16 protein-coding genes are annotated in these 24,756 nt (G+C 51.4%); 12 read left to right on the top strand and 4 right to left on the bottom strand.

Translation table 11 applies throughout. From position 1 onward, the window contains the following. Window positions 1-103 precede the first annotated feature (103 nt). From ACQ4MZ_RS12645 to alaS, 10 genes are all read left to right on the top strand, one after another. Window positions 104-3,025: a glycoside hydrolase family 9 protein gene (locus tag ACQ4MZ_RS12645; RefSeq protein ID WP_430845442.1), complete on the top strand. Its 2,922-nt coding sequence runs from the start codon at window positions 104-106 to the stop codon at window positions 3,023-3,025. A gap of 84 nt (window positions 3,026-3,109) precedes the next feature. Then, window positions 3,110-3,703 (top strand): RNA polymerase sigma factor, encoded by a 594-nt coding sequence (locus tag ACQ4MZ_RS12640; RefSeq protein WP_430845441.1) that lies wholly within the window; start codon window positions 3,110-3,112, stop codon window positions 3,701-3,703. 60 nt (window positions 3,704-3,763) lie between these two features. Beyond that, on the top strand, window positions 3,764-4,750 hold the full coding sequence (locus tag ACQ4MZ_RS12635; protein WP_430845440.1) for a FecR family protein: 987 nt from the start codon (window positions 3,764-3,766) through the stop codon (window positions 4,748-4,750). Between the two features lie 84 nt (window positions 4,751-4,834). Continuing rightward, window positions 4,835-8,221, top strand: coding sequence for a SusC/RagA family TonB-linked outer membrane protein (locus ACQ4MZ_RS12630; RefSeq protein WP_430845439.1), 3,387 nt, complete (start codon window positions 4,835-4,837; stop codon window positions 8,219-8,221). A gap of 19 nt (window positions 8,222-8,240) precedes the next feature. Then, the gene (locus tag ACQ4MZ_RS12625) at window positions 8,241-9,725 is read left to right on the top strand and encodes a RagB/SusD family nutrient uptake outer membrane protein (RefSeq protein ID WP_430845438.1); all 1,485 of its coding nucleotides are present in this window, start codon (window positions 8,241-8,243) and stop codon (window positions 9,723-9,725) included. A gap of 2 nt (window positions 9,726-9,727) precedes the next feature. Then, the gene (locus tag ACQ4MZ_RS12620) at window positions 9,728-11,737 is read left to right on the top strand and encodes a CehA/McbA family metallohydrolase (RefSeq protein WP_430845437.1); all 2,010 of its coding nucleotides are present in this window, start codon (window positions 9,728-9,730) and stop codon (window positions 11,735-11,737) included. A gap of 29 nt (window positions 11,738-11,766) precedes the next feature. Further along, window positions 11,767-11,949: a hypothetical protein gene (locus ACQ4MZ_RS12615; RefSeq protein WP_430845436.1), complete on the top strand. Its 183-nt coding sequence runs from the start codon at window positions 11,767-11,769 to the stop codon at window positions 11,947-11,949. 36 nt (window positions 11,950-11,985) lie between these two features. Next, window positions 11,986-14,355 (top strand): TonB-dependent receptor, encoded by a 2,370-nt coding sequence (locus tag ACQ4MZ_RS12610; RefSeq protein ID WP_430845435.1) that lies wholly within the window; start codon window positions 11,986-11,988, stop codon window positions 14,353-14,355. A gap of 11 nt (window positions 14,356-14,366) precedes the next feature. Continuing rightward, the gene (locus ACQ4MZ_RS12605) at window positions 14,367-15,302 is read left to right on the top strand and encodes a DUF4249 domain-containing protein (RefSeq protein WP_430845434.1); all 936 of its coding nucleotides are present in this window, start codon (window positions 14,367-14,369) and stop codon (window positions 15,300-15,302) included. Window positions 15,303-15,367: 65 nt separating this feature from the next. Then, on the top strand, window positions 15,368-18,022 hold the full coding sequence (alaS, locus tag ACQ4MZ_RS12600; RefSeq protein WP_430845433.1) for an alanine--tRNA ligase: 2,655 nt from the start codon (window positions 15,368-15,370) through the stop codon (window positions 18,020-18,022). Window positions 18,023-18,116: 94 nt separating this feature from the next. On the opposite strand, the gene ACQ4MZ_RS12595 is transcribed toward alaS, so the two are convergent. The 3 genes from ACQ4MZ_RS12595 to ACQ4MZ_RS12585 all read right to left on the bottom strand — a co-directional run bounded on the left by ACQ4MZ_RS12595 (window position 18,117) and on the right by ACQ4MZ_RS12585 (window position 20,728). Then, a complete protein-coding gene (locus tag ACQ4MZ_RS12595; RefSeq protein ID WP_430845432.1) occupies window positions 18,117-18,602 on the bottom strand; it encodes a CHRD domain-containing protein in 486 nt (161 codons plus the stop codon). A 156-nt stretch (window positions 18,603-18,758) separates the two neighbouring features. Beyond that, entirely contained in the window at window positions 18,759-19,628 is an 870-nt protein-coding gene (locus ACQ4MZ_RS12590; protein ID WP_430845431.1) for a lysophospholipid acyltransferase family protein, read from the bottom strand. Then, window positions 19,628-20,728: a hypothetical protein gene (locus tag ACQ4MZ_RS12585; protein ID WP_430845430.1), complete on the bottom strand. Its 1,101-nt coding sequence runs from the start codon at window positions 20,726-20,728 to the stop codon at window positions 19,628-19,630. Before ACQ4MZ_RS12585 ends, ACQ4MZ_RS12590 begins: the two co-directional genes overlap by 1 nt. A 321-nt stretch (window positions 20,729-21,049) precedes the next feature. Here ACQ4MZ_RS12585 and ACQ4MZ_RS12580 point away from each other — a divergent pair, with 321 nt between their 5' ends. Both ACQ4MZ_RS12580 and ACQ4MZ_RS12575 read left to right on the top strand, forming a co-directional pair. Next, window positions 21,050-22,021 carry a T9SS type A sorting domain-containing protein gene (locus tag ACQ4MZ_RS12580; protein ID WP_430845429.1) on the top strand — a complete coding sequence of 324 codons (972 nt, stop codon included), beginning with the start codon at window positions 21,050-21,052 and terminating at the stop codon, window positions 22,019-22,021. A 13-nt stretch (window positions 22,022-22,034) separates the two neighbouring features. Beyond that, a complete protein-coding gene (locus tag ACQ4MZ_RS12575; protein WP_430845428.1) occupies window positions 22,035-22,862 on the top strand; it encodes an exosporium glycoprotein BclB-related protein in 828 nt (275 codons plus the stop codon). Between the two features lie 67 nt (window positions 22,863-22,929). On the opposite strand, the gene ACQ4MZ_RS12570 is transcribed toward ACQ4MZ_RS12575, so the two are convergent. Beyond that, window positions 22,930-24,750 carry an STN and carboxypeptidase regulatory-like domain-containing protein gene (locus ACQ4MZ_RS12570; RefSeq protein WP_430845427.1) on the bottom strand — a complete coding sequence of 607 codons (1,821 nt, stop codon included), beginning with the start codon at window positions 24,748-24,750 and terminating at the stop codon, window positions 22,930-22,932. Between the last annotated feature and the right edge of the window lie 6 nt (window positions 24,751-24,756).

Here is a 24,756-nt window from a genome sequence, read left to right as displayed (position 1 = left end):
GTGGGGTATAGTGATTTATGGGATTTCCTGAACTATTTGCTCCATACGGGCATATGTTCGTGCCGTGGCGTTTGTCTTGTCTGAAACTGACCAACACGAGGCTATGAAAAGACTATGCTCTGTTATCCTTTGGGCGTGTTGTCTGCCGGGATGGCTAACGGCACAGAACAAAATACTTTGGGACGGTGAAGTGGCCGATCCTGCCTCCTGCTACAAGGCATACGGCAGCGTCGTGCCCGGCCCCGATGCCTACGCAGGGAATTACTGCTTCCGCGCAGAACCCGATAATTTCCATGCGTCGCGCATCGGATTCAATTGCAGCGGCATGTGGCGTGCCGACATATCCGATTTCGATGAGCTGCGTTTTTTCATCAAATCCAATCAGGCGGGACAAACTACCGCCGTCCGGCTCACTACCTATTTCGCCCAAAGCAACTGGGTCGATATCGACCCGTTTATCGTCGGTGGCGGTCCGCTTTCGACGAGCTATCAGGAAGTGCGGATACCGCTCAACCTGCTAAAAACTCCCGCTTATGATCTCAGCTCAGTAGAATACCTGGAATTCAGCAAATCGCCGGTCCCCCAACTGATGTTTTTTATCGACAATGTTTCAGTAGCGGACCTGACAAATCCTGGGATCCTTTGCCAACCGCTGTCGGATCGGGTACTCATGCTGAAAATCAATGAGAAAATCGATACCAACGGCTGCCGCAAACCAATGTATTATACACTTGCCAGCGAAACCGACGGCGCCTACCAAGGGGGTGTTAATCCGGCCCGCGTGGGCCTGCATTACTATGTGAGTGGTTTGAAACCGTTGTCCGGCAGCCCGCTGGTGTCCGTAACGCTTTTCTTATTGTTTGACCAACCGCTTGCCGAAGGCCAATCTTACAGCCTTCATGCAGAAGACATTCAGGATCTCTCGGGAAACAACACGTTTCTGGATACGAGCTTTGTTTTTTCCGACAGCGAGATTTACGGAAATGTGAAAGCCAATCAGATCGGCTATCTCCCCGACAGCCCCAAGCTGGGCAAGCTCGGTAATTTCCTGGGAGATCTGTGGGCTATGCCCTTAGACACCATCGATCCGCCGACGTTTCAGGTGGTCAGCACTTCAGGACAGGTAGCTTGGGGGCAAAAAGGCAAATTTTTCAAAGCCGACACCACTTTCAGCGGTGAATGGGTGGTAGACCTGGATTTTTCGGCATTTACCACACCGGGAGAATATTACCTCTACGTACCGGGTTACGGGCGGTCCGAGACCTTTCAAATTTCTGATCAGGTTTACGAGAACGTCTGTTACGATTCCGGAAGAGCCCTTTACTACCAGCGTACGGGCCGGCTCGAACAACCCTATGCAGGCGACTGGGCCCGCGAGGCGCTTCCGGCTACCACGGCGGAGATTCACGCGTCCCATCTTACATCTCCGCTATACAGCTCTACCGACTTTCCTCCTGGCACCCAACTGCCGATGACCCGGGGATGGTTCGATGCCGGCGATTACGGGCGTTATATCCCGACCGCGGCCAGCGCCCTGTTTATTTTGTTTACGGCCTATGAGCTTTACCCGCAAAAATTTCCGGATGGCCACCTGCAGATTCCGGAAAGTGGAAACAATGTCCCCGACGTACTCGACGAGCTTAAATACGAAACCGACTGGCTCAAACAAATGCAGGCACCCGACGGCGGTGTCTATTTCAGGGTCACCCCTGCGACCTGGTCCAGCGGCCTGCCCGGCGACGAAAAAAACACGCTCTTTATTTCCGAAAAAACAACCCAGTCCACAGCGATGTTCGCAGCCGCTATGGCGATGGCCTACCGGAATTTTAAAGACTTTTACCCCGCCTATGCGGATACCTGCCTCGGTATGGCGAAAAAAGCATGGTCGTTCCTGAAAGATCACGAGGATCCGTCCGCACCGGTGAATGTACCCGGTATCTCGGCGGGCCCCTACCCCGATCCCGACGATCGGGACAACCGGGCCTGGGCAGCTGCGGAACTATACAAGACTACCGGCGAAATGGCTTACCATCAGGATTTCCTCAACTGGTACAGCAAGATCCCGCACGAGTTTTCGGCAACCATGAGCTGGCAACAGCATACGATGAAGGCTATCTGGGCATATTCTACTACCAAATACCCTGTGTCGCAAATACACATCGACGAATTCAAAAACAAACTGGACACGGAACTTCTCGTCGAGTACCAAAAGCGGACAATGCAAATACACGCATATCATGGGGCATATCACCCGTTCAAGGAATTTATCGGCTACGGTACTTTCGGTATGGCGCAGAGCTACGCATTTGACTGCATTATATTCAGTCACCTGCTTGACAAGCCCGAACTGCTGGATCTCGCGAAAATCCAGCTCGATATCCCGCTGGGTAACAATCCGCTATCCACGACATTTATAACCGGATCGGGCAAACGAAGCCCGAAGTACCCACTCCACTGGTCGACTGTGCCAGGGAAATTCCCCAAACCAGTTCCCGGTGTGCCTGTCTTCGGGCCGGCTGCATCGCTCGTCATGAACAGGCCTTCCAGTTTTGCGATCCAGGACCCGGCTAACCGCTATCCGGCCGGCTTCAAGAAAGCGGACCCGTATCCCGTTCTCCGCCGGTATACCGATGCGCGGGAAGCCGTAGAAATGTCAGAATTTACAATCCAGGAAATGGCGGTCACCATGGCTGCATTCGCCTTTTTCACCAGCCCTGCCACTCCCGCTCCACCGCTACAGCAAAACAACCCGGCTTCTGCACGCCGAAAGGACGTCAGTTTGCGTGTGGCACATCCTGCGCGCGAACTGTACGAGATCACGCTTTTTACCGGAGAAAAGGAACGCGGCGCTCCGTACCATGTCGGGGTATTCGACCTGCGTGGTCATATGGTGCGTCGCTTCGGCATACGTCCCGGTATTGCTCTGCAACTGAATGTTTCGTCTTTTACCAAAGGAGTCTATATCTTAAAGATCCGGAACCGGCTGGGAGAGCCCGTTGCGGACCGCAAGATTCTCGTGTATTAGCGGCCGGTTTGAAAAAAGCAACTGGCATTGAGGGAGTTTTCAAATTTGAATACATTTGCAAAAACACACTATAACAGGACTATTTTGCAAAAGTATTCACATCTCCCCGAGGAAGAGCTTTTGTCATTACTGACAAATGGCGACAGACTGGCTTTCAAGCAGCTGTACATCCACCACTACCGCTCCATTTTCAGCTATGCATTAAGATTCACCAAATCAGCCGAACTGGCGGAAGATATTACACAGGATACATTTCTAAAAATCTGGGAAAGCAGAGAAATGCTGGCAGGTGTCCGGTATTTCAAAGGCTATTTGTATGCCATTTGCCGAAACATGACCCTCAACCTCCTGGCGAGGGCATCCCGGGAGGCCAACATCATGGATCAGATCATCCAGGGCGCACAACACTTCCACTCCGATTCGGAAGCGCAATTGGAACAACAGGAATATGAAAAGTTACTCCATGAGGCCATTGAACAACTTCCTCCCCAACGCCGGATAATATTCAGGCTCTGCAAAATCGACGGAAAAAGTTACGAAGAGGTAGCCGCGCAGATGGGCATTACCACCGGCACGGTCAATGACCATATTGTAAAAGGTACCCGGTCGGTGAAAGACTACCTGCGCCGGTACAACATCACACTCCTGAAACTGATCTTCGTAGCCCTTCTGAAATAAGTTTGCCAGCGGAGCATATGACAACCGGCTCACGACGGTCTTACTGCAAACGACAAAAACATGAAGCATGTTCAGGCTATAAATCTGATGCGCCGGTTTATCGACGATCAATGCACAAAAGAGGAAGTCACGAGCTTCATCGCGCTGATGGCATTTGACAAACACCGGAAGTTGTATGGCAGGCTCATAGACGAAACGATCGAAAGCGGGAAAGTGGGCCTGGCCCCTATTTCCGAACGTGTGATCCTGCAACGCTATCAGGTCCTGGAACAAAGGCTTATTTTCCCTGAAACGCGCATCGACAGGGAGAAACCCATCCGGCGGCGATACTACCTGGCCGCCGCGGCCATAGCGGGGATCATCCTGATTGCTGCTTTGGCCATATACCGTTTCTCCCCTTTCGCGGTTGAACATTATGAGACAGGGTTCGGGGAAATCAGAAATGTAAATCTATCCGATGGCTCCGTGGTGACACTCAATGGCAATTCGGCCATCGACTTCCATATCACTACCGGAGCAGTAAGAACGGTCGAATTGCAGGGAGAGGCTTTCTTTCGGGTCAGTAAAACACCCGACCTTCAAAAATTCCGGGTCGTGATGCCCGGCACAGGAAAAATCGAAGTACTGGGTACCGAATTCAATGTCCGACATCGCGCTGGCGGCTCACAGGTCGTACTCCGCTCGGGCAGTATACGGCTATCCACGACCGGCCAATCTGCCCGCGAAGTAATCATGAAGCCGGGTGAGCTGGTCGAAATTACGCCAAATGCCGCAGTAGTCAGGCACGAAAAAGTAAACCCTGCCGAGTATGATCGCTGGACTACGCACAAACTTGTTTTTGATAATACCCCACTTCGGGAGATCGTGAACATGTTGCGGGATACTTATGGGTTGGATGTGGTGATCGACGATCCGCGACTGCTCGATAAGAAGCTTTCGGGCACCGCTCCCGTTCACGATCTCGACACCTTTCTCGAAGCCCTCTCCGGTTCATTTGATCTACGGATCGACCGTAAACAGAACAAAGTATTCATAAGTGCCCATTAGCCGACCGAACGGGCTGCCCGACATTCCTGGTTTGAAAAGCTTTTTGTGGCCTACGGTATTTTATTGACCAATTTTTGAGGATCTATGAAAACAAACTTACGGTGTTTCCGGCTAGCCTGTATTCTCCTGTTCGTCCAAACCGGACCGTTTACCACACAGGCCACGAGCGCTGTTCGCACAGGCGGCGTTCTCAGCGTAGCTCCAAAGCCGCTCCGGCAGGCCCTGGCAGAGTTGGAAAAACGCTTCAATGTGTCGATCGTTTACAATAGCGATCTGATAAACGACAAATTTGTCTCTGACCGTGACTCCGAATCCAAATCCGTGGAAGAAGCATTGAAATACCTGCTGATGGAACATGGCCTGCATTTCAGGAAAGCTGCCAATGGATTTTATTACATTTTTGCGGGGAAGTCAAACAGCTATTCCCGCCCGGCAGACCCCGCGACGCCAGGCCATTCACCGGAAGCAATCGCCGAAGCTCCGGGTTCTCCAAAAGAATTCTCAGGAAGGGTTACCGAAGCTGCCACCGGCAGGCCCTTGCCTGGAGTCACCGTTCAACTCAAGGGCACCGCGGAAGGTACCATGACCGACACCACAGGTGCATTCACGCTTTCATCAGGAGCCGACGAAGGAACACTGATATTGTCATGTGTAGGCTACACCACCCGGGAAGTGGCTGCAAGCCGTCAGAGATTCGTGGACATATCGTTGCAGCAGGATGTTACAGTCCTGAAAGAGGCGGTTGTGATCGGCTACGGGACACAGGACCGCCGGGATATCACCGGCGCGATCTCGGTCGTCAAATCTGCGGATATCGGAAAAATGCTCGTTACCGGTCTGGACCAGGCATTGCAGGGGCAGGCTTCGGGGGTCTTCGTTTCGTCCAACTCGGGAGCACCGGGCTCCGACGTTATGGTGAGAATTCGCGGGACGGGGACGATTGGGAACAACAATCCGCTGTATGTGATCGATGGTACGCCCACCGGACCAGAATCGCTGAACCTGTTTAACCCCAGGGACATCGAGTCGGTTGTAGTATTGAAGGACGCGGCTGCGGCGAGTATTTATGGCTCCCGCGCTGCGAACGGGGTGATACTGGTGACAACCAAAAAAGGCAAAACTGGTGAAACCAGGGTATCGTTCGACACATACTACGGGCTCCAAACCGCATGGCGGCTGCCGCGGTTACTGAATGTGCCGGAATATGCTACCATCATCAACGAAGCGTATATCAATGCCGGGAAAGTGCCCGCGTTCGGGCGTCCGGATACGTTGGGGGCGAACCATGACTGGCTGCGCGAGCTGTTCCGTACCGCTCCTACCCAAAATTATAACCTTTCTGTTTCCGGCGGCACCGAGAAGTCGCAATATGCTTTATCGGCGGCTTACCTCGACCAGCAAGGCATTCTGCCGAACAGCGATTTCAAAAGGGTCTCATTTCGCCTCAATACCTCATATTGGATCAAATCTAAATGGCAGATCGGCCAGAATCTCACCATCAGCCATTCCTCGGGCAACCAGATCAGGACCAACGAACTGGGAGGCGTCCTGGCCAATGCGGTTTATAAAAGGCCTTTCGACGCAGTGCATGACGACAATGGCAAATATGCGGAATCGGCCATGGATCCGAATCCGATCGCACAGGCCTATCGTACGGAGAACCGGCGTAACCGGCTGCGGCTATTCGGAAATATTTTCACAGAATATGAGATTGCCAGCGCAGTGAAGTTCAGAAGCAATTTCGGGTTGGATCTCAATTATTCGAGGAACAAAAACTATGTCCCGGCATTTGGCGCGACACCTAACTCCCTGGTCGAATATGCGGATATGTCTTATTCACCGTTATGGCAAAACTCGCTGGCTTTCAATAAGAGTATCGGCGAACAACATAGTTTATCGGCCATTGTGAGCCTGGACGCCCAGTCGGGGCGATATGAATTTCTAACTATGAAAGGGGACAACTTCATCACCGACGACCCCGACAACCGCTACATCACCGCCGCGCAAAACATCGACCTGGGCCGCGTCGACGGAAATGCCACTGCCTGGTCGTTGCTATCGCTCGTAGGCCGCCTGAATTACGCATTTCTCGATCGTTACCTCTTCAGCGCCAGTTTCCGGCGCGACGGTACTTCCCGGTTTGCCAAGGGACACCGATGGGGCAATTTCCCGTCGTTTTCGGCGGCCTGGCGCATTTCCGGAGAGCCCTTTCTCCGGGACAAGGCCTGGCTATCCGACTTAAAAGTACGCGCCAGTTGGGGACAACTCGGCAATCAGGAGGTCGGCGACAACTATGCCGCCTATAACACAGTCAGTACGGGGCTGCAGTATGCATTTGGACCGGGCTCTCAGACTTATTATGACGGACTTGGCATTCCTACGAATGGAAGAGGCGGCGCCAAACTGGCCTCCGACAAGCTGGTGTGGGAAGCCAGCACCCAAACCGACGTAGGGATCGACATCGGCTTTTTTACCAACCAATTACAACTTACAGCCGATTACTTCTTACGAAAAACCAGTGATATGCTGCTGGACCAACCGGTTTCTTCATTATCCGGGGCCTCTACCGTCAGCGTCAATGCCGGATCAATCCGCAACCGCGGCGCGGAGGTAAGCATCAGTATGAACAGAAGTTCCGGTGATTTCAAATACGGGGCAGGCTTTAACGCTACCTACCTTGAAAATAAGGTACTTGCCCTGAACCCGGGCATCAGCTATATTCTGGGCCCGGTGAGCGGCACGCAGGGGGCCTTGCTCACGCGAACGTTCGCAGGCGACGAGGTAGGCAGTTTTTACGGATACGTAACCGACGGCGTGTTCCAGAATATAGAGGAAGTAAAAAGTCACGCAAAGCAGGAAATCGGTACGGCCGCCGGAGATATCCGTTTCAAAGACCTCAACAACGACCATGTGATCAATGCCAAAGACCAGACAAAGATCGGCAGCCCGATACCCGATTGGCTGTTTGGCATAAATGGAAACATCGGCTATAAAGGTTTCGAAATATCACTGCTGTTTCAGGGCGTATACGGAAACAAAATCTATAATCAACTGGCCATGCGGGCGCAAAGCGGCACCAACCTGTTCAATAAATTCGCCGACATCCGAAACAGATGGACGGGCGAAGGCACAAGCTACTCGGAGCCACGCGTCCACATTTCCGATCCCAACAATAATGCCCGGGTGTCGGACAGGTGGGTTGAGGATGGCTCCTACCTCAGGTTGAAAAACCTGCAGATCGGCTACGTGGTACCTGCCCATTTAACTCAGAAAGCGGGTCTGTCGCGTATCCGGCTGTATGCGACGGCGCAAAACCTGCTTACATGGACCCGCTATTCGGGCTTTGATCCGGAAATGGGTCCATCGACGGAATTTGTGGACGGCCGCGGGGCCGATCTTGAGGTTGGGGCCGATAAGGGAAAGTACCCCCAGTCCCGGACCATCACTTTCGGAATGTCACTTATATTTTGATCAGTATGCACACATTTGTATGAGAACCTCATTTAAAATATTCTTCGTCGCCTTCCTGATGCTGCCGAATACCGGCTGCCGGGATTTTCTGGAAAAACGACCATTGGGCGAAATCGTGCTCGGAAGTATCACTACCGAAGAGCAAGCCGTCCTTTTCGTCAATGCTGCCTACGAGCCGTTGCTATGGGGCCGCGGCGATCCGATGCAGGGCCATTATTTCAATGATATGTGGATCCTCGGCGACATCATGTCGGATGATACGGAAACGCCGGTCGATCCCAACAACATCCAGGAACGCGCCTTGCAGGATTTCAACGTCTTCCCCGACAACCCGAACCTTCGCGACTGGTTCGGCAGCGCCTATGTGGGCATTGCCCGGTGTAATGTAGTCATCCGTGGTATCGAGAGTGCTTCCGAAGGCATCTTCAAGACGGCGGGACTGAGACAACGGTGCCTGGGCGAAGCTTACTTCCTTCGCGGGTTATACTTTTTCGATCTGGTCAAAGTGTTCGGTGGCGTCCCGCTGGTTGAAGCTCCGATTACGACAATCGAGCAGACCCACATAGCCAGGGCAAGCGAGGCTGAAACATGGGCTTTCATTGAAAACGACCTGCGGAAAGCGCGGACTTACCTGCCATCGGTGAGTGTGTACAGGAACACAGCCAACCTCGGCCGGGCAAGTAAAGGTGCGGCCATGGCCCTGCTTGCCAAAGTACTGCTTTACCAGCAAAAGTGGGCCGCCTCCGCCGAAGCCGCCGAAGCGGTAATGGCATCCGGCGACTATGCTTTGACCACCGATTACCTGGCCCAGTTCAATAACCAGAACGACCAGAATACCATTGAATCGATCTTTGAAGTCCAGGCATTTAAAACCAATGGCTGGGGCGGCGGCACGGAGATCAGCCTAGACTTCGGCAGATGGGGGTTCAATAATCCGACGAAAGAACTGGTGAAGGCCTACGAAAAAGGCGATCCGCGGCTGCGCTATACGGTTTTCAGCCCTGGTGACGATCGGTTCGGGCAACCTTACGACCCCGAAAACGGGCCCAACACAGTTACGGGCTATCTTGCACGCAAGTACGTATTCGACCCGGCGACCATGGGCGAGGCCGTGAACGGCTGGACTAACGGCGAGGGGATCAACTACATCGTACTGCGTTACGCCGAAGTGCTTCTGATCCACGCCGAAGCGCTGATCGAGCAAAATGTACGGTTGAAAGATGCGATGGCCGACATCAACACCGTCCGTGCGAGGAAGGGAGTGGATATGCCACCCGTGCCACCAGGTGATCAGGCCGCTTTACGGCAGCGACTCCGCCATGAACGGCGGGTAGAGCTGGCACTGGAAGGGCAGCGCTATTTTGACCTGATCCGTTGGGGAAAGGACTACGCAACATCCGTTCTGTACGACCAGGGCAAAACCAACTTCCAGTATGACAAGCATAAGTTATTCCCCATCCCGCAGGTGGAAATAGACCTCAACCCGCTGCTAATCCAGAACTGATCATGATACACTCAAGATTCATCGCACTTTTATTTACCGCATGTCTCGCACAGGGCAAATTAACTGCGCAGGTGCCCGAAACCAAGCTAAACCTGCTAGCCGGTTTTGAGGGAATAAAAGGTAGCGTAGTGGACGCCGAAACCGATGAACCGGTAGCCGCAAGAATCATTGTGAGAGATACTTCGGGAAAGGTGCAAGCCACTTACTACGAGCATTGCGACGGAATTTTTACAGAAGAGGACGGCACATTTTCATTGCAGCTCCACCCAGGTGTTTACCACTTAAAAATTGTCCATGGCATCGATTATGTGGCCCAGGATCATATATTCAAAGTAGATAAAGGTGCGGGAACGGATGCACGAATCCGCTTACAACCGTGGGTAAAACTCAAAAAAAGAGGGTGGATCAACGGAGATGGTCATGCGCACCTTTACTCCGAAATGCCTGCTAACGATACCATGCTTCGGCAGGTCCGCAATATATGCCTGGCCCAGGGCGTAGACTTTATCAGTGCCTGCCAGGGATGGGCGGGATATAACGACAGCACCTGGAAATACGCTTACGCGCTGGTGAGCGATCGCCGGTTTCGCCTGTTTTACGGGGCGGAAATGCCCAAGTACCGCACCAGTCATGTGTGGTGGCTGGGACTAAAAAGTACGCTCAACAACTTTGGCAACTTGATCGACTCTACCTATGAGGCACAATATTATCAGTCGGAACAAAACGCGGACTGGGAATACTCGTGGCTCAAATTCAGGTCCATTCCCGACCTGGAAGTGATATCGCAGTACGCAAAAACACAGGGCGCAATAGCCATTGTGGCCCATCCTACCTCCTATTGGTGGCAGCAAAGGGGCGATATCAGCAAATTCACCACCAACATCGCCAGCAACCTTTCCTTTGGGTTATTGTCCGGCAATCCCTGGGGCGGCATGGCCGTCATGGGTTACATGTCCGATAACTATTATTACCAGAACATCTGGTTCAACGTCCTGAATCAGGGCTACCTGATGCCGGCTTTTTCTGAGCTTGACGGCGGTTATCCGCGCGATAATAAATTCTGGTACGGGTCCATGCGCACTTACTTCGGTATCGATACCACCCTTACCAATGACCCGACAGAGCAAATTACCGGCGCCGTAAGAAAAGGCCGGACATTCGTTACCTCCGGCCCCATCGTTTTTGTCGACATCGATCGGAAATATGGATTGGGGGATATTATCCGGGCCACCCCGAAATCCCATGAACTGAATATTGAAGTATATGCATCGGGCGATGCGGGTGATTTTCTTACCTATGTGGTGCTGTTTCGCAATGGCGAAATCGCGCACCTTTGGGATTTGAGGGCCGACAAGCCCAGGCAATTCACAACCCGACATAAATTAAGCGAAAAGGATGACGCCTGGTATGTCGTGAAAGTGTATGGCAGTAACACCTGGGAAAATCCGCGGGATCTGGACGTACTTGCTTTTTGCCGGAATGCGGAACAAAGCAACATCAGAAAAGACTTTCCCGGCGGAAAGCGTTCCGTCGCATTCACTTCGCCGATATACTTCCGCACGAAAAACGAAACGCAACCCACCGCGCTGATCGCGCGGGCCAACCTTTCCGTAGTTTCACCCACTACCGGCAAAGGTGTCAGGAGATGCACCGTCGACATCTTTGTTGCAGGCGAAAAAACCGGGACAGCCAGACTCTCAGGCGGCAAAGGCAGACTACGTTTTCCCCTCAACGCCCAGCTCAAAATCACAGCCGAAGGGCACGAACCGATTATCAGAAGCCTGTACGCCGACTATGAACCTTACCTGGCGATCCAGGAGCGCATTGCTAACGGAAAATGGCTTGATGATAAGAATTGGAAGAATATTCTCAACAAAAGTCACGTGCCGTGGGAAGTGTTCCGGTTTGATAAAACCAGAAAAGTCCTATCCAGGGTGCGCTGGAAAATCGTGCTCCGGCCTAACGAGCGCGATAGCCTGTGGCAAGGCTTTGAGGCACTCTTCAACAAATAGCATATTGGTAAAAGCAAAAACGACAGCACATGACAATCATTTCCGATCGCGCCGCCAAGCGCGGCGTAAAGGCCTATTTCTGGAAACCGAAACAGGACATTAAGGTCACCGAACTGGCGAAATGCGTCCGGTTCGTCGTAAATCCTATTTGTCTGGATGCCTCGCTGATCGATCCCGACTGCCTGCGGCATTTCGAGGTGACGATAATTTGAAATTACTGTTTCATCCACACGCTAAATTTTAAAACTATGAAAGTCCTTTTTTCAATTCTGCTGGCATTTATTTCTTTTGCCGTGCTAGCGCAACGTATAACCATAAGCGGCTTCGTCCGGGAACAGAAGAGTCAGGAACAATTGCCCGGCGTTAACGTGTACATTTCGGGGACTTCCTATGGCACGGTTACCAATACATATGGATTTTATTCGCTGACTTTCCCTAAGACCGATTCTGCCGTCGTTTCCTTTTCGTCGGTCGGTTATCAAAGACAGGACCGTAAAATCGGATTGAAAGGAAATGGAACGCTGAACGTCTGGCTTGTCCCCGACAACCAGCTTGATGAAGTGGTCGTTACGGCGCATTACGAAGATCCGTCAAGCAACGTCCAAATGAGCCAGATCGACATTCCTATTCAACAAATCAAGAAAATTCCGGCGTTTTTCGGAGAAAAGGATGTACTGAAAGTCCTCCAACTGATGCCGGGCGTTCAGAAGGGAACGGAAGGTCAGACGGGCCTGTATGTCCGCGGAGGCGGGCCGGACCAGAACCTGATCATTCTGGACGACGCTGTCGTGTACAATGCCAACCACCTTTTCGGCTTTTTTTCTGTTTTCAACAGTGATGCAATCAAAAGCGTGGAGCTTACCAAGGGAGGCTTTCCGGCGAGATTCGGAGGACGACTTTCATCAGTAGTTGAAATGAACATGAAAGAAGGCAGCAAAGAACGCCTGCACGGTGAGGGAGGGATCGGCTTGCTATCCTCACGATTGACGCTGGAAGGGCCCATTCGCAAAGAGAAGTCGTCATTCCTGCTCTCTGCCAGGAGGACGTATGCCGACGTACTGGCTGCCCCAATTATCGCCCATGCACAAAAAGGCCAGAAAGACCGTGTAAAACCAGGCTATTACTTTTACGACCTGAATGCTAAAATGAATTTTGACATCGGCCCGCAAGATAAGCTGTACCTGAGCGGCTACTTTGGCAGGGATAAATTTTACATGCATGAAAAAAGTATATTCTACCGGTCAAACAGCGAGTTGAATTGGGGCAATGCAACCGGCACCTTCAGGTGGAACCATCTTTTTTCGCAAAAACTGTTCGCCAACTCCTCGTTAATTTTCAGCAACTTCGACTTCGGCGTCCTGAATGCGTTTACCGACCTCAACAGCGAAGGCGCCGAAATCGGGTACAACAGCTATTGTTACAATTCCAGAATCAGGGATGTTAGCGTAAAAACCGACTTTGATTACTACCCTACTGCACGGCACACCATCAAGTTTGGATTACAAGGCACATTCCACAGATCCAGACCGTCTGTGCTGGCGATTGCCGGAACGGATATTAATACCTCGGCAAACCAGCCCTCTCAAACTTTCGAATCCTTCGAAACCGGAATCTATGCCGAAGACAACTGGCATTTGTTCAATGCATTAAAAATCAATGGCGGGATCCGGTTAAGTACCTTCAACACGCAGGGCAAAACGTACGTCCGCCCGGAACCGCGGGTTTCCACCGCTATCCAACTGGCTCTGAATCTCTCCATGAAACTGTCCTACGCTGCCATGAACCAGTATGTGCATTTACTGTCCAACACGGGCATCGGCCTGCCTACCGATCTTTGGGTACCAGCCACGAGGAAAATTGTGCCGCAACGTTCGGAACAATTCGCAGGTGGTTTTGCCCGATACCTGGAAAGACCGGCGCTAACCGTTACGCTGGAAGGTTACTACAAAAAGATGGACCATATCCTTTCCTACAAAGAGGGGGCTTCGTTTCTGAACCTGGAAGGCGAAAATTCCAACGAAATAAACTGGCAGGATAATGTAACGGCCGGTCAGGGCTGGTCTTACGGAAGCGAACTGTTGGTGCAAAAGAAATCGGGACGACTGTCGGGTTGGATTGCCTATACTTTGTCTTGGACCCGATGGAATTTTTCGGAGCTCAATTTCGGGAAGACGTTCTATCCGAGGCACGACCGGCGCCATGACATTTCCCTTGTTGGCATATATGAAGTCAACAAGCGTATCACACTGTCGGCCAACTGGGTATATGGAACGGGGAATGCACTTACACTGCCGGTTTCAGGGTACAAGGCAGTCATGGAGAGATTCATGGGCGCCACGATCGGTAACGACGCTCATTTAGTTAATACCGAAATGACGGAGTATTCCGGACGAAGCAATTTCCGAGCCGAGCCATTTCATCGACTGGACGTGGCTATTCAGTTTCATAAACAGAAAAGGCGGTATGAAAGGACATGGGAAATTGCCCTCTATAACGCTTACAGTAGAAAAAACCCCTTCTTCTACGACATCGACACCGAACAAGCGAATAAGAATGCATTAAAGAAATATTCGCTGTTTCCCATACTGCCGTCTTTCAGTTACAATTTTAAATTTTGAACCGCACACTTATGAAACCGATATCGTTTGTTCTCGTTCTGGTGGCTCTGACCTCCTGCGAAACGTTAGTCAACGACATTCCCATGTCCAGATTACCAAAAGCAACATCCAAATTGGTTGTGCATTCCTTTATTTCGCCGCAAAACGACAGGATCAATGTCGCTGTTACCCAATCCGCGCCATTATTCTCCGGTACGGGCGTAAAAGAAGACATAATAAAAACCGCAATGGTCAGGATTTCGGATGGATCAAATGAAATAGTTCTTCCATACGACCCCGGTAGTCAGCTGTACAGTGTCGATCAAAGCAGGTTCCCGATCGTCGCGGCAAAAACTTACTCGCTGCATGTTTCGGGTGGTACCAGGGAGGTCAGGGCAAACTGCACCGTCCCACCGAATGCGCCGGTTAATAAATCGTATGTAATCGATACCACAACAAAAAGCCTGTTCACGCACCAGGACACATCGCTTACGCTTAAAATGACGTGGCAGGATATCCCGAACGATACGAATTACTACCGGGTAAGGGCGGTGGCAGAAATAGAATACAACGTCCCGGATCCGGGTGTAAAGGGAAAAAGGATACGAAACCAATTCGATTTCTCATGGGACGTAGCATCCGGACGCAGTGAATGGCAGTCCGACCGGAATCTGGATGGCTCACTCTTTTCGTCACCCACCGGCAAAGTCTTTATGCCGACCTTCTCCCCGATACAAACCCAGGACACTGCGCCCAAGCCATTTTATTCCAAATGCCAGCTTATTTCCGTCACGATGATGGTCTATAATTCCGACGTGAACTACTTCAAATACCATCGCTCATTACAGCAGCGGATGGACACCGAGAATCCCTTCACCGAACCATCCGTCATCCACAATAACATCGAGGGCGGCCTGGGCTGCTTTGGTGCTTACAACATTGGAAAGCTAGTATATAAGCCCGACTGATCGAGATTTTTCGTTACCTTTGCGCCCAATTTCATATTGGATTTAGCAGTACCAAAACAGACACAATGACCTCGCATCAAATACGTCAGGCTTTTCTTGATTTTTTCCGCAGCAAAGAGCATTTAATAGTACCCTCGGCGCCATTGGTTGCCAAGAACGACCCCACGTTGATGTTCAACAACTCAGGGATGGCGCAGTTCAAGGACTTTTTCCTCGGTAACGGCACGCCTCCGTCGCGCCGGATCGCGGATACCCAGAAATGCTTGCGCGTGTCAGGAAAGCACAACGACCTCGAAGATGTGGGTTTTGATACCTACCACCACACCATGTTCGAAATGCTTGGTAACTGGTCGTTTGGTGATTATTTCAAGAAAGAGGCGATTGCCTGGGCGTGGGAATTGCTGACGGAGGTTTATAAACTACCCAAAGATAGGCTCTATGTATCTGTATTTGAGGGAAATGAAGCCGATGGCGTACCATTCGACCAGGAAGCATGGGACCTTTGGAAAGGCATTGTAGGTGAAGACCGCATTATCCTGGGCAATAAAAAGGACAACTTCTGGGAAATGGGTGACACGGGTCCTTGCGGCCCCTGCTCGGAAATCCATATTGATTTGCGTTCGCCAGCCGAGGTTGCCGAAGTATCCGGTAAATCGCTCGTGAACAACGACCACCCGCAAGTGGTGGAAATCTGGAACCTGGTATTTATGCAGTTCGAGCGCAAGGCCGATGGCTCGCTGATCCCCCTCCCATCGACGCACGTTGATACCGGAATGGGTTTCGAGCGCCTTTGCATGGCTATCCAGCAAAAAACATCTAACTACGACACGGACGTCTTCCAAAACACCATTGCTGTACTGGAAACGCTTTCGGGCAAAAAATACGGGCAGAACGACGAGCCTTTCGCGGATATCGCGATGCGCGTGATCTCCGACCACATTCGCGCGGTTTCCTTCGCAATTACCGATGGTCAACTACCTTCCAATGTAAAGGCGGGTTATGTGATCCGCCGCATTCTCCGCCGCGCGGTGCGTTACGGGTACTCCTACCTGGGCTTCCAGGAGCCATTCTTCCACAAACTGGTGCCAGTACTGGCCGAGCAGTTCAAGGATGTGTTCACTGAATTGAAAGACCAGGAAGAATTTGTGACGCGTGTGATCCTGGAAGAAGAAAAGAGCTTCCTGCGCACGCTGGAATCAGGTTTGAAAAGGCTTGACAGCATTATTTCAGGACTAAAAGAGACCGGCCTCAATACCATTCCGGGTGACGAAGTGTTCGAGCTAAGCGATACATTCGGTTTCCCTGTCGATCTTACCGCATTGATCGCACGCGAAAAGAACTTCCAGATCGACGAAGCTGGTTACCAGGATGCATTGGCCGAGCAGAAAAAACGCTCCCGCCAGGATGCAGCCAAGGAGGCTACCGACTGGGTCGAGCTGCGCGAGTATGACGGCGTAGAATTCCTCGGTTATGATTTTGAAGAAACACACAGCCATATCGTGAAATACCGCAAGGTAAAAACCAAGGCTGGCGAAGAGTACCATATCGTACTCGACCGCACACCTTTCTATGCCGAGATGGGAGGACAAGTGGGAGACACTGGTGCCCTGATTCTGGGGAGCAAGGAGGATGGAGAAAGGAGGATTAATATTGTTGATACCAAGAAGGAGAACGACCTTTTTGTACATATTTCGAGAGATAAAAATCTGGATGAGGCATTGTCAGGAGCGGGTATTATCACTGCTAAAATCGACATTGACCGTCGCAATAAAATCAAAGCCAACCACTCGGCTACGCACTTGATGCTCTCGTCCATGCGCGAGGTGCTCGGTACGCACGTAAGCCAGAAAGGTTCGTTCCTGAACGACGAAGTACTGCGTTTCGACTTTGCCCACTTCTCGAAAGTGACCGACGAAGAGCTGAGAAAGATCGAAGACCGTGTAAATGAGAAGATCCGCGAAAATATCGCTTTGGAAGAAAGAAGGAATGTACCTATTCAGCAAGCGCTGGATGAGGGCGCTACGGCCACTTTCGGTGAGAAATATGGTGATTTCGTACGCCTGATCATCTTCGACCCTAAGTTCTCATTTGAGCTTTGCGGGGGTACGCACGTGCCTTCGACAGGCGAGATCGGCGTGTTCAAATTCATTTCAGAAGGATCGGTATCAGCAGGTGTGCGCCGCGTGGAAGCGGTAACCGGCGAAAAAGCACTGGAACTGATGCGCCAGCAGGAAGAAACTTTGAACAAGATCAAAGACCTGCTCAAAGGGCAGTCCGACCTGGTCAAAGCGGTCGAAAGCCTGATCGAAGAACGTTCGACCTTGCAGAAAAAAATTGCTGCGCTCGAAAATGAGAAGATCCAGGCACTGAAAACCACATTGATCGGCAATATGGAAACTCACAGCACTTTCAATCTGATCGTGCAGAAAGTGGATGTTCCGAGCGCAGATTCGCTGAAGCAACTCTCTTACGAGCTGCGTGACCAGGTCGAAAACCTGATTGCCGTTTTTGGCGCCGAGATCGGAGGTAAACCACAGCTTTCAGTGTTCATCGCGGAGAACATCGTGCAGGAAACAGGCCTCAATGCAGGCAAGATCGTAAAAGATCTCGCGAAGGAAATCCGCGGCGGCGGCGGCGGCCAGCCATTCTTCGCCACAGCGGGCGGCTCCGATGCCGGCGGACTGGACGCGGCGCTCGAGAAAGCGAAAGGCCTGTTCTAAATCAGCATTACTACTTGTCAGCTCAAAACAAAAGAGCGGCTCCATGAGGACGCCGCTCTTGTTTTTGCACTGCAACGAGTGCCGGATCAGCGGGTTATTCCTCAGCTTTCAACTGACCTCTGATCTCGCCGGTCGGATATTTGGCTGTATGAATGTTTACATAATACAAGCCTGCTTTCAGATCCGCCACTTGTGCCTCGGTAAGGGTGTCTTTAAATGCGAAGGGGGTCTTGAAATCGGTGCCGAAGTCGATCACTACCGCGCCTGTCGAATCGGGCGATCCTTTATGGATGTGCCAGCCGGTTGGTACAAAAAGCGAGTCGGCGCCTGTTGAATCCGATGCCGATGAATCGCTGTACATGATATTGAGACTTAAAATCCTCGTCTCCTGGTCTAATGTACCATCCACGGAACCGGTAGCTGTTGATGGATTAGCGGGTACTTCGTTTGCGCCTGAAAGCGTCGTGGACACTTTCAATTCGGGCAATACGGGAGTTGGGTCTGTCGGATCGTCGTCGTCATTACATGCTGCCACCATCCCGGCGATCACAAACACACCCATGAATGCTAATTTTCTCATAATGCTTCGTTTTGGTAAATAAATTGATTTGACCGCCGCCTGGTAAAATTATGGTTCCCCCTTGAACCTATTTCACACAACGCCCTAAAAAACAATTACTTATAAAAACGATTCAAAATCTGAGAGTTGGGGAAAAGACCTACCCTTTGCTGAATATTACAACAATTTCAAGGCATTGACCGGCTTCTGGCCCTGCCGCCAATGGAATTTCCAGCGGTTATGCGACCAAAGCCAAAGCTCCGGCTGCCGTTCAATGGTGTTTTCCAGGGCCTTATAGTAATGCTCCATAATACCCGCCTCGCCCAGTTCACGCGCCTGAGCGGTAATAAGCCGGAATCTGAAATTATAGGCATTGCGCTCCCGCGGGGTAACGTCCAGATATACCACCGCACAGTCGCGTTGCACGGCAATACGCGCCGCACCCGACTGCACAAAGGTCTTCCGGTTCATGAAATTGAGATAATACTTACCCGACTCCGGCGGCCGTTGGTCGGCAATGGTGACAAAAATAGCAGAGGACTCCCGATCCCAACCCAGCGTCCGACGGTACCATTCCGATTTTGGGATCATCACGGCTCCGAAACGCCCCCGCATTTTGAGAAGCCAGTTATCGAGCCATTTGTTCGAGACCGGCGAGTATGCGGCTAGCACCTGGCAGTTGGTTTGCAGCGGTAGTGAGAGCAGATATTCCCAATTTCCATAATGCGAGGCCATGAGTACAATGCTCTTCTTTTCAGCCAAAAGTCTGTCGATCAATCCGGTGTTCTCGTAGCTAACCAATTTACCAAGACTCGCCCTCGCTGTCCCGCGGATCATAAACGGTTCCACGATGAGATCGGCGAGGTGGCGGAAATAGGCGGCTACCATTTGGCGGATCTCCTTTTCAGACCGCGTCGGGAAGCAGCGGGCCATATTAAGCAGCACCATATTGCGGCGATAAGGCCAGAGTCGGAACAGGACCAGGAAAATCAGGTCCGACAGGGAGCGCCAGCCCCATAGGGCCAGCCTGAACCGTAGCGCCTGCATCAGAATATATACTGCATACCCGCGTTAAACCCTACAAAAAGTCCCTGGAAGTCTTTGGAACTGTTGTTCTTCCAGATGTATTTCTTGATAAAATCGTAGTTATTCTCACGCTCGTACGATACGTAGTTCAGCGTCGGTCCGGCGAAGGCTTCAAAACGACCACCCAATTTCAATGCCGGCAACACGCGGAGCGCGTTCTTATTGTAACTCCCGCCGTGAAAATCAGTAAGCGTCGTACTGACTGCCTCTAAATTAAGCCGCAGGCTGCCAGCCAAGGGAATATGCGCCCCCAGACCGCCCTCGGCCGCGTACATCGCTTTGGGATTGTCTTTAAAATTATATCCGACACCCGCTATGCCATACAGCACACGGCCACCCGAGCGGAAAGACACAATGCCCGTCATCGTTTCGTCTATGGTAACGGCCACAGACTTCTCCCCGTTTTTTATGAAGTTGAAGATCGCGATCGGATAATCGCTGCTATCGGCGATATTGATGAGACCCGCCAGCTGGACACCCTTCACTTTCCTGGCGACGTTGGCAAAACCCGCAACCTGGGCATTCACATCGCCGCCCTTGTTGAGGAACCCGGCAAGCTGCAAACCTTTCGCATCCTTTTTAGCGATGTTCGCAAAACCGGCCACCTGCGCCGCACCCGACGCTTCGGCGAGATTCAGAAAGCCCGCAATCTGAGCTCCACGCGCCTCACCTCCCGTGATATTGGAAAAGCCGGCCAGCTGAGCGCCCGTCGCACCTCCACCGATTACATTGGCCACACCCGCAATCTGGGCACCGCTAGCCGAACCTCCGATCACATTCGCAGCACCGGCGATTTGCGCCCCGCTTACATTTTGTTTCACCACACTGGCCACACCCGCAATAGATGCGCCTGTCTCGGCCTTGGAAAGTCCGGCAATAGCGTGTAGCGAGAACCGGTTGGTAACGGATGCGGCATGCTTGCCATTGGAACTGACCGGATAAATAAAACCAATGTGCACTGCTGCGGAACTATCGCGCTGGGCCACTGCGCCAAATGAACTGGTGATCAGGAGTATGCTGATGAAGAATAGACGGGATGGATTGAAAAGCAAATTTTTCATGGGTAATGCATTTGAGAAATAATTGTCTGAATGCACACAGTACCCGGCTTCCATTGCAGGCCTTCAAGTCCGCCGGTAAGAACCGCATGCATCAAATCGACAACCGTATGAAGCCTTACCCTAATTTTTTTCTGAAAAATTATCCCTGGGAGTAGTCCCTTTTACCGAAAAGTAAATATATCTCTACAAAACAAGTTCATATCTACACAAATTGGTAGAAATAATTTTATTTGCAGTCCTTACATTCTTTAAATATTTATATACATTGAGTTCATTATCACATTCATTGCATTTTCCTCTTACCACTTAATCTAAATCACTATGATGAAACGCTATCTGCTTTTTTGCCAGTTGGCATTACTTCCTACAATGGCCGCACATGCTCAGTTTACCGCAGGAACTGATGGTTTCTTTATCGGCCAGAACACGCAGGTCTTTATCGACAGCCTTACGCTGTTACCCAGCGTCGATTTTACAATTGCGTCGCAAACGCTTACCATCTCTCCAACGCCCATTCCGGGTACACCGCCCAGCATCGCGAGGGTTTACAGTTTTACTACGCCGATGGATTTTACAGGGGTTGCGGGTTTCTTCTACCGCGCTTCGGAGCTTAATGGCAATACGGAAAGTACATTGCAGCTCACCCACGGCAACGCCACTTTTGTAACGACTACCGGAAGCACGGTCAATGCGGTGCAGCACTATATATCCAATACGCTTCCGTTGACCAATTTCACGTCCCTGACCGCAGCGCAGGAAAATGCCATGCCCGTTAACCTGGTTAGCTTCGAGCTGAAACGAGCAGAACATGCAACGGTACTTTACTGGCAGACTTCCGAGGAGAAAAACAGTGACTTCTTCGAGATTCAGCAGAGCGAGGATGCGAAAAAATGGAATGTACTGGGCAAGATCAATGCAGCGAACGAGAGCAACTCCAGAAAAGATTACTCGTTCGACGATGCAGCGGAGCGTTATGGCACACAGTACTACCGACTGAAAATGGTCGACACTGATGGAAGTTTTGCGTACAGTAAAATCCAGTCGATACGGTTGGGCTCAGGCGGCCTGGTCAATGCCTATCCGAACCCCGTTGTCGACAAGTTGCTTATCGGCTCCAAGGAAGCGCTCGCTAGTGTAAAAATGACTGACCTGACGGGGCGGCAGTTCATGGAACTATTGAAACCTAAACCAGGCCAGGAGGTTAGCTTAAAAAACTACCCTGCCGGGACCTACCTGGTGAAGGTTGAGACGGCCAGCGGCGCGACTCAGGTTATCAAAATCATCAAACAATAACATCTGCATTCTCATGAAAAGACTATATATCTTCGACATTCTCTCATCCTCTCTGAAATTGAAGGGAGCATTCCTGACGGCACTTCTCGCCTTATTCGCATTCGTAGCTAATGCGCAGGTGGGTATCGGCACCATCAGCCCCGACGCAAGCGCCCAGCTGGACGTACAATCTACCACTAAAGGTGCCTTAATCCCCCGCATGACGGATGCACAAAGGGGTGCTATTCCAAGTCCTGCAACCGGCTTGCTGGTTTATCAAACTAACGGAGACGCAGGCTTCTGGTACTACACCGGTTCGGAGTGGGTTCCGCTGAAAAGCAACGCGACTGCCGGAGGCTCCGCCATTATCCCTTACGCCTCGGGAACTCCTGCGGTGATGACAACCATCGCGGGCGGCCTGGCCGGAACTTCTTCGGTGGTAGGTTTCGGAATCAACGCACCAGGTGTGTCCTTAATAGGCGGTCTGATCGATGCTTCGAATCTCACCAATATGGCTTTCTCCGTACCGCGCAACGGAACGATTACGTCCATTGCAGGCTTTTTCAGCAATACCGTAGCCCTGGCCCTTATAGGCACTACGATTAATATACAAGCGCAACTGTATTCAGCGCCAGAGGGTAGCAATAACTTCTCACCTATTCCTGGTGCAACCGTAGTCCTCTCGCCAAGCCTGACCGGTGTATTGTCAATCGGCACCAGCGCTTCCGGGCAAACCACCGGCTTGAATATTCCGGTAACTGCCGGAACAAGGTTGCTGCTCATTTACTCCGCGTCCGCAACAGGACTTTCTCTGATTAATTCCGTAACCGGATATGTCAGTGCGGGTGTCAGCATTAACTGATAATGACAAACTGTGTTAATGCAAAGAGGGTTTCCTGGAACAAGGAACCCTCTTTGCATTTTACCCGCTATAATTTGCCGTAGCGCCAACTGATACCAGCTTGCCATCCGATCCAGGATGTAACTTTATTACTCCCGAGGCCTATGTTTGGATAGCCCGACAACGGAAATGATTTATACCCTTTTTTCACTTCTATATTATCGCTGTCATAAACGGAATACGAAGGGCCAGCAAATAGCAAGAAATGCTTGCTGAGCTTGTAAGTTGCAGCGATCTGCAAACGGTATAATGTGGGTGTTTTCTCCCAATCGCCCTGGTATACATTCTGATTCAGCAATTCCACGAAGAAGCCTGTTTTTCTGAAAGGAAAGAACTCCCGCCCAATACCAGCTCCGAATGTTCGCACTTTTTCGGTTCCGCTGAAACTCGTCCCGGCCATCAGCAGGCTGTAAAATTTGTGTGTCCCCATTTTCCATGCCACATTCACCGGTGCTACGTCCGTCGCGTATACCGAAATATTGGAAGTGCTTTTCCTGACAATATTGATAAGTCCGATACTGGCGCCCGCGGAGCTGTCGGCGATATTGACAATACCTATTTGCACGCCCCGCATCACTTTAGCATAGTTGAATGGCGCCAACTGTACGCCTTTAATATTTCTGGCCATATTGAGCCCGCCGGAAATCTGCGTCGCTCGGACGGAGTCGCGCGCGTTGTTCGCCGCACCGGCGATTTGGACTCCTTCAAAAATACCCCGAACCTGATTATACCCACCGGAAATCTGCGCGCCGTGGCCCCCATTTCGAATCAGTCCGATAGCTCCTGTGACTTGTGCACCGGCAATGCCTCCTCCCGCCCGGCTCAGGAAACCGCTTATCTGCGCACCATCGACGTGCTTCCGTACCATGCCGCTAAATCCGGAAATCTGCACGCCATGCAGTGAATCGAGCACATTATTACTAAAACCCGCTATCTGCACGCCATTCACGTGACCGGACACCACGTTGAATGCCCCGGCAAGCTGCACATAGCGGACATTTTCTTTCGAAATATTAAACCCTCCTGCTATTTCGACCCCATTGACCCCCGCTGTATATCCCCCCGCTATATTCAGCGAGAACTTGTTGACTACCTGCCCGCTCATGCGCCCGTGTGTGCCCAACCCGGGCGTAAGCGACGCCTGATACGGCAATGCAACAAAAAAACGGCCGATATTCCGGCTCTGCGCGCGCAGGCGCTGGGACAAAAACAACCGTCCCAACCAGGTCGACTCTCCCTCTGAATAACGGACGATCAGCGGGTCGAGGTCCACGGCTCTAGGCTGGATACGCATGGTGCGCGCCGACTCCTCGGTGCTGTTAATGACCATGGTCGTATCTCCGTACCCTACCTTGCTAACCGTCAGATAAATGGGAAAGGCACGCTCCTTAATGCGCAGCCTGAAACCGCCGTCATTTTCTGAAAGTGTCGACACAAGCAATTGCCGTGAATACACACTCGCATAATCGACCGGCTTCCCGGTTTCATCATCGAGAATGAGGCCGCTGATATGAAATGACTTTTCCCTGACCGCCGGCAGGATGATCAGGTAATCGCCCTTTTCTTTATACTGAAATCTATTGTTAAAAAGCTGGTCGAGTACCTGCCGCACCGGCTGCCGGGTAGCATTTAATGTAACCAGGCTGTCGCCCGCGATCAGATTGCTGTTGTAAGAAAAATAGAATTTGCCCTGCTCGCTCATGGATTTCAAAACAGCAGAAACCGGCTGCCCCTTTACGGAGATATCAACCGGTTTATTCAAAATCTGCTGTGCAGAACTCCCGCACGGGATCATTACCAAAATCACAGACAGCCTTAATACAGTACGGAATATAGAATTCTGATTCATCCCGAA

The sequence above is a fragment of the Dyadobacter sp. BHUBP1 genome (genome assembly GCF_050587785.1).
GTDB lineage: Bacteria > Bacteroidota > Bacteroidia > Cytophagales > Spirosomataceae > Dyadobacter.
Note: the sequence above shows the minus strand (reverse complement) of the source record. Positions and strands in the feature narration are given on the sequence as shown.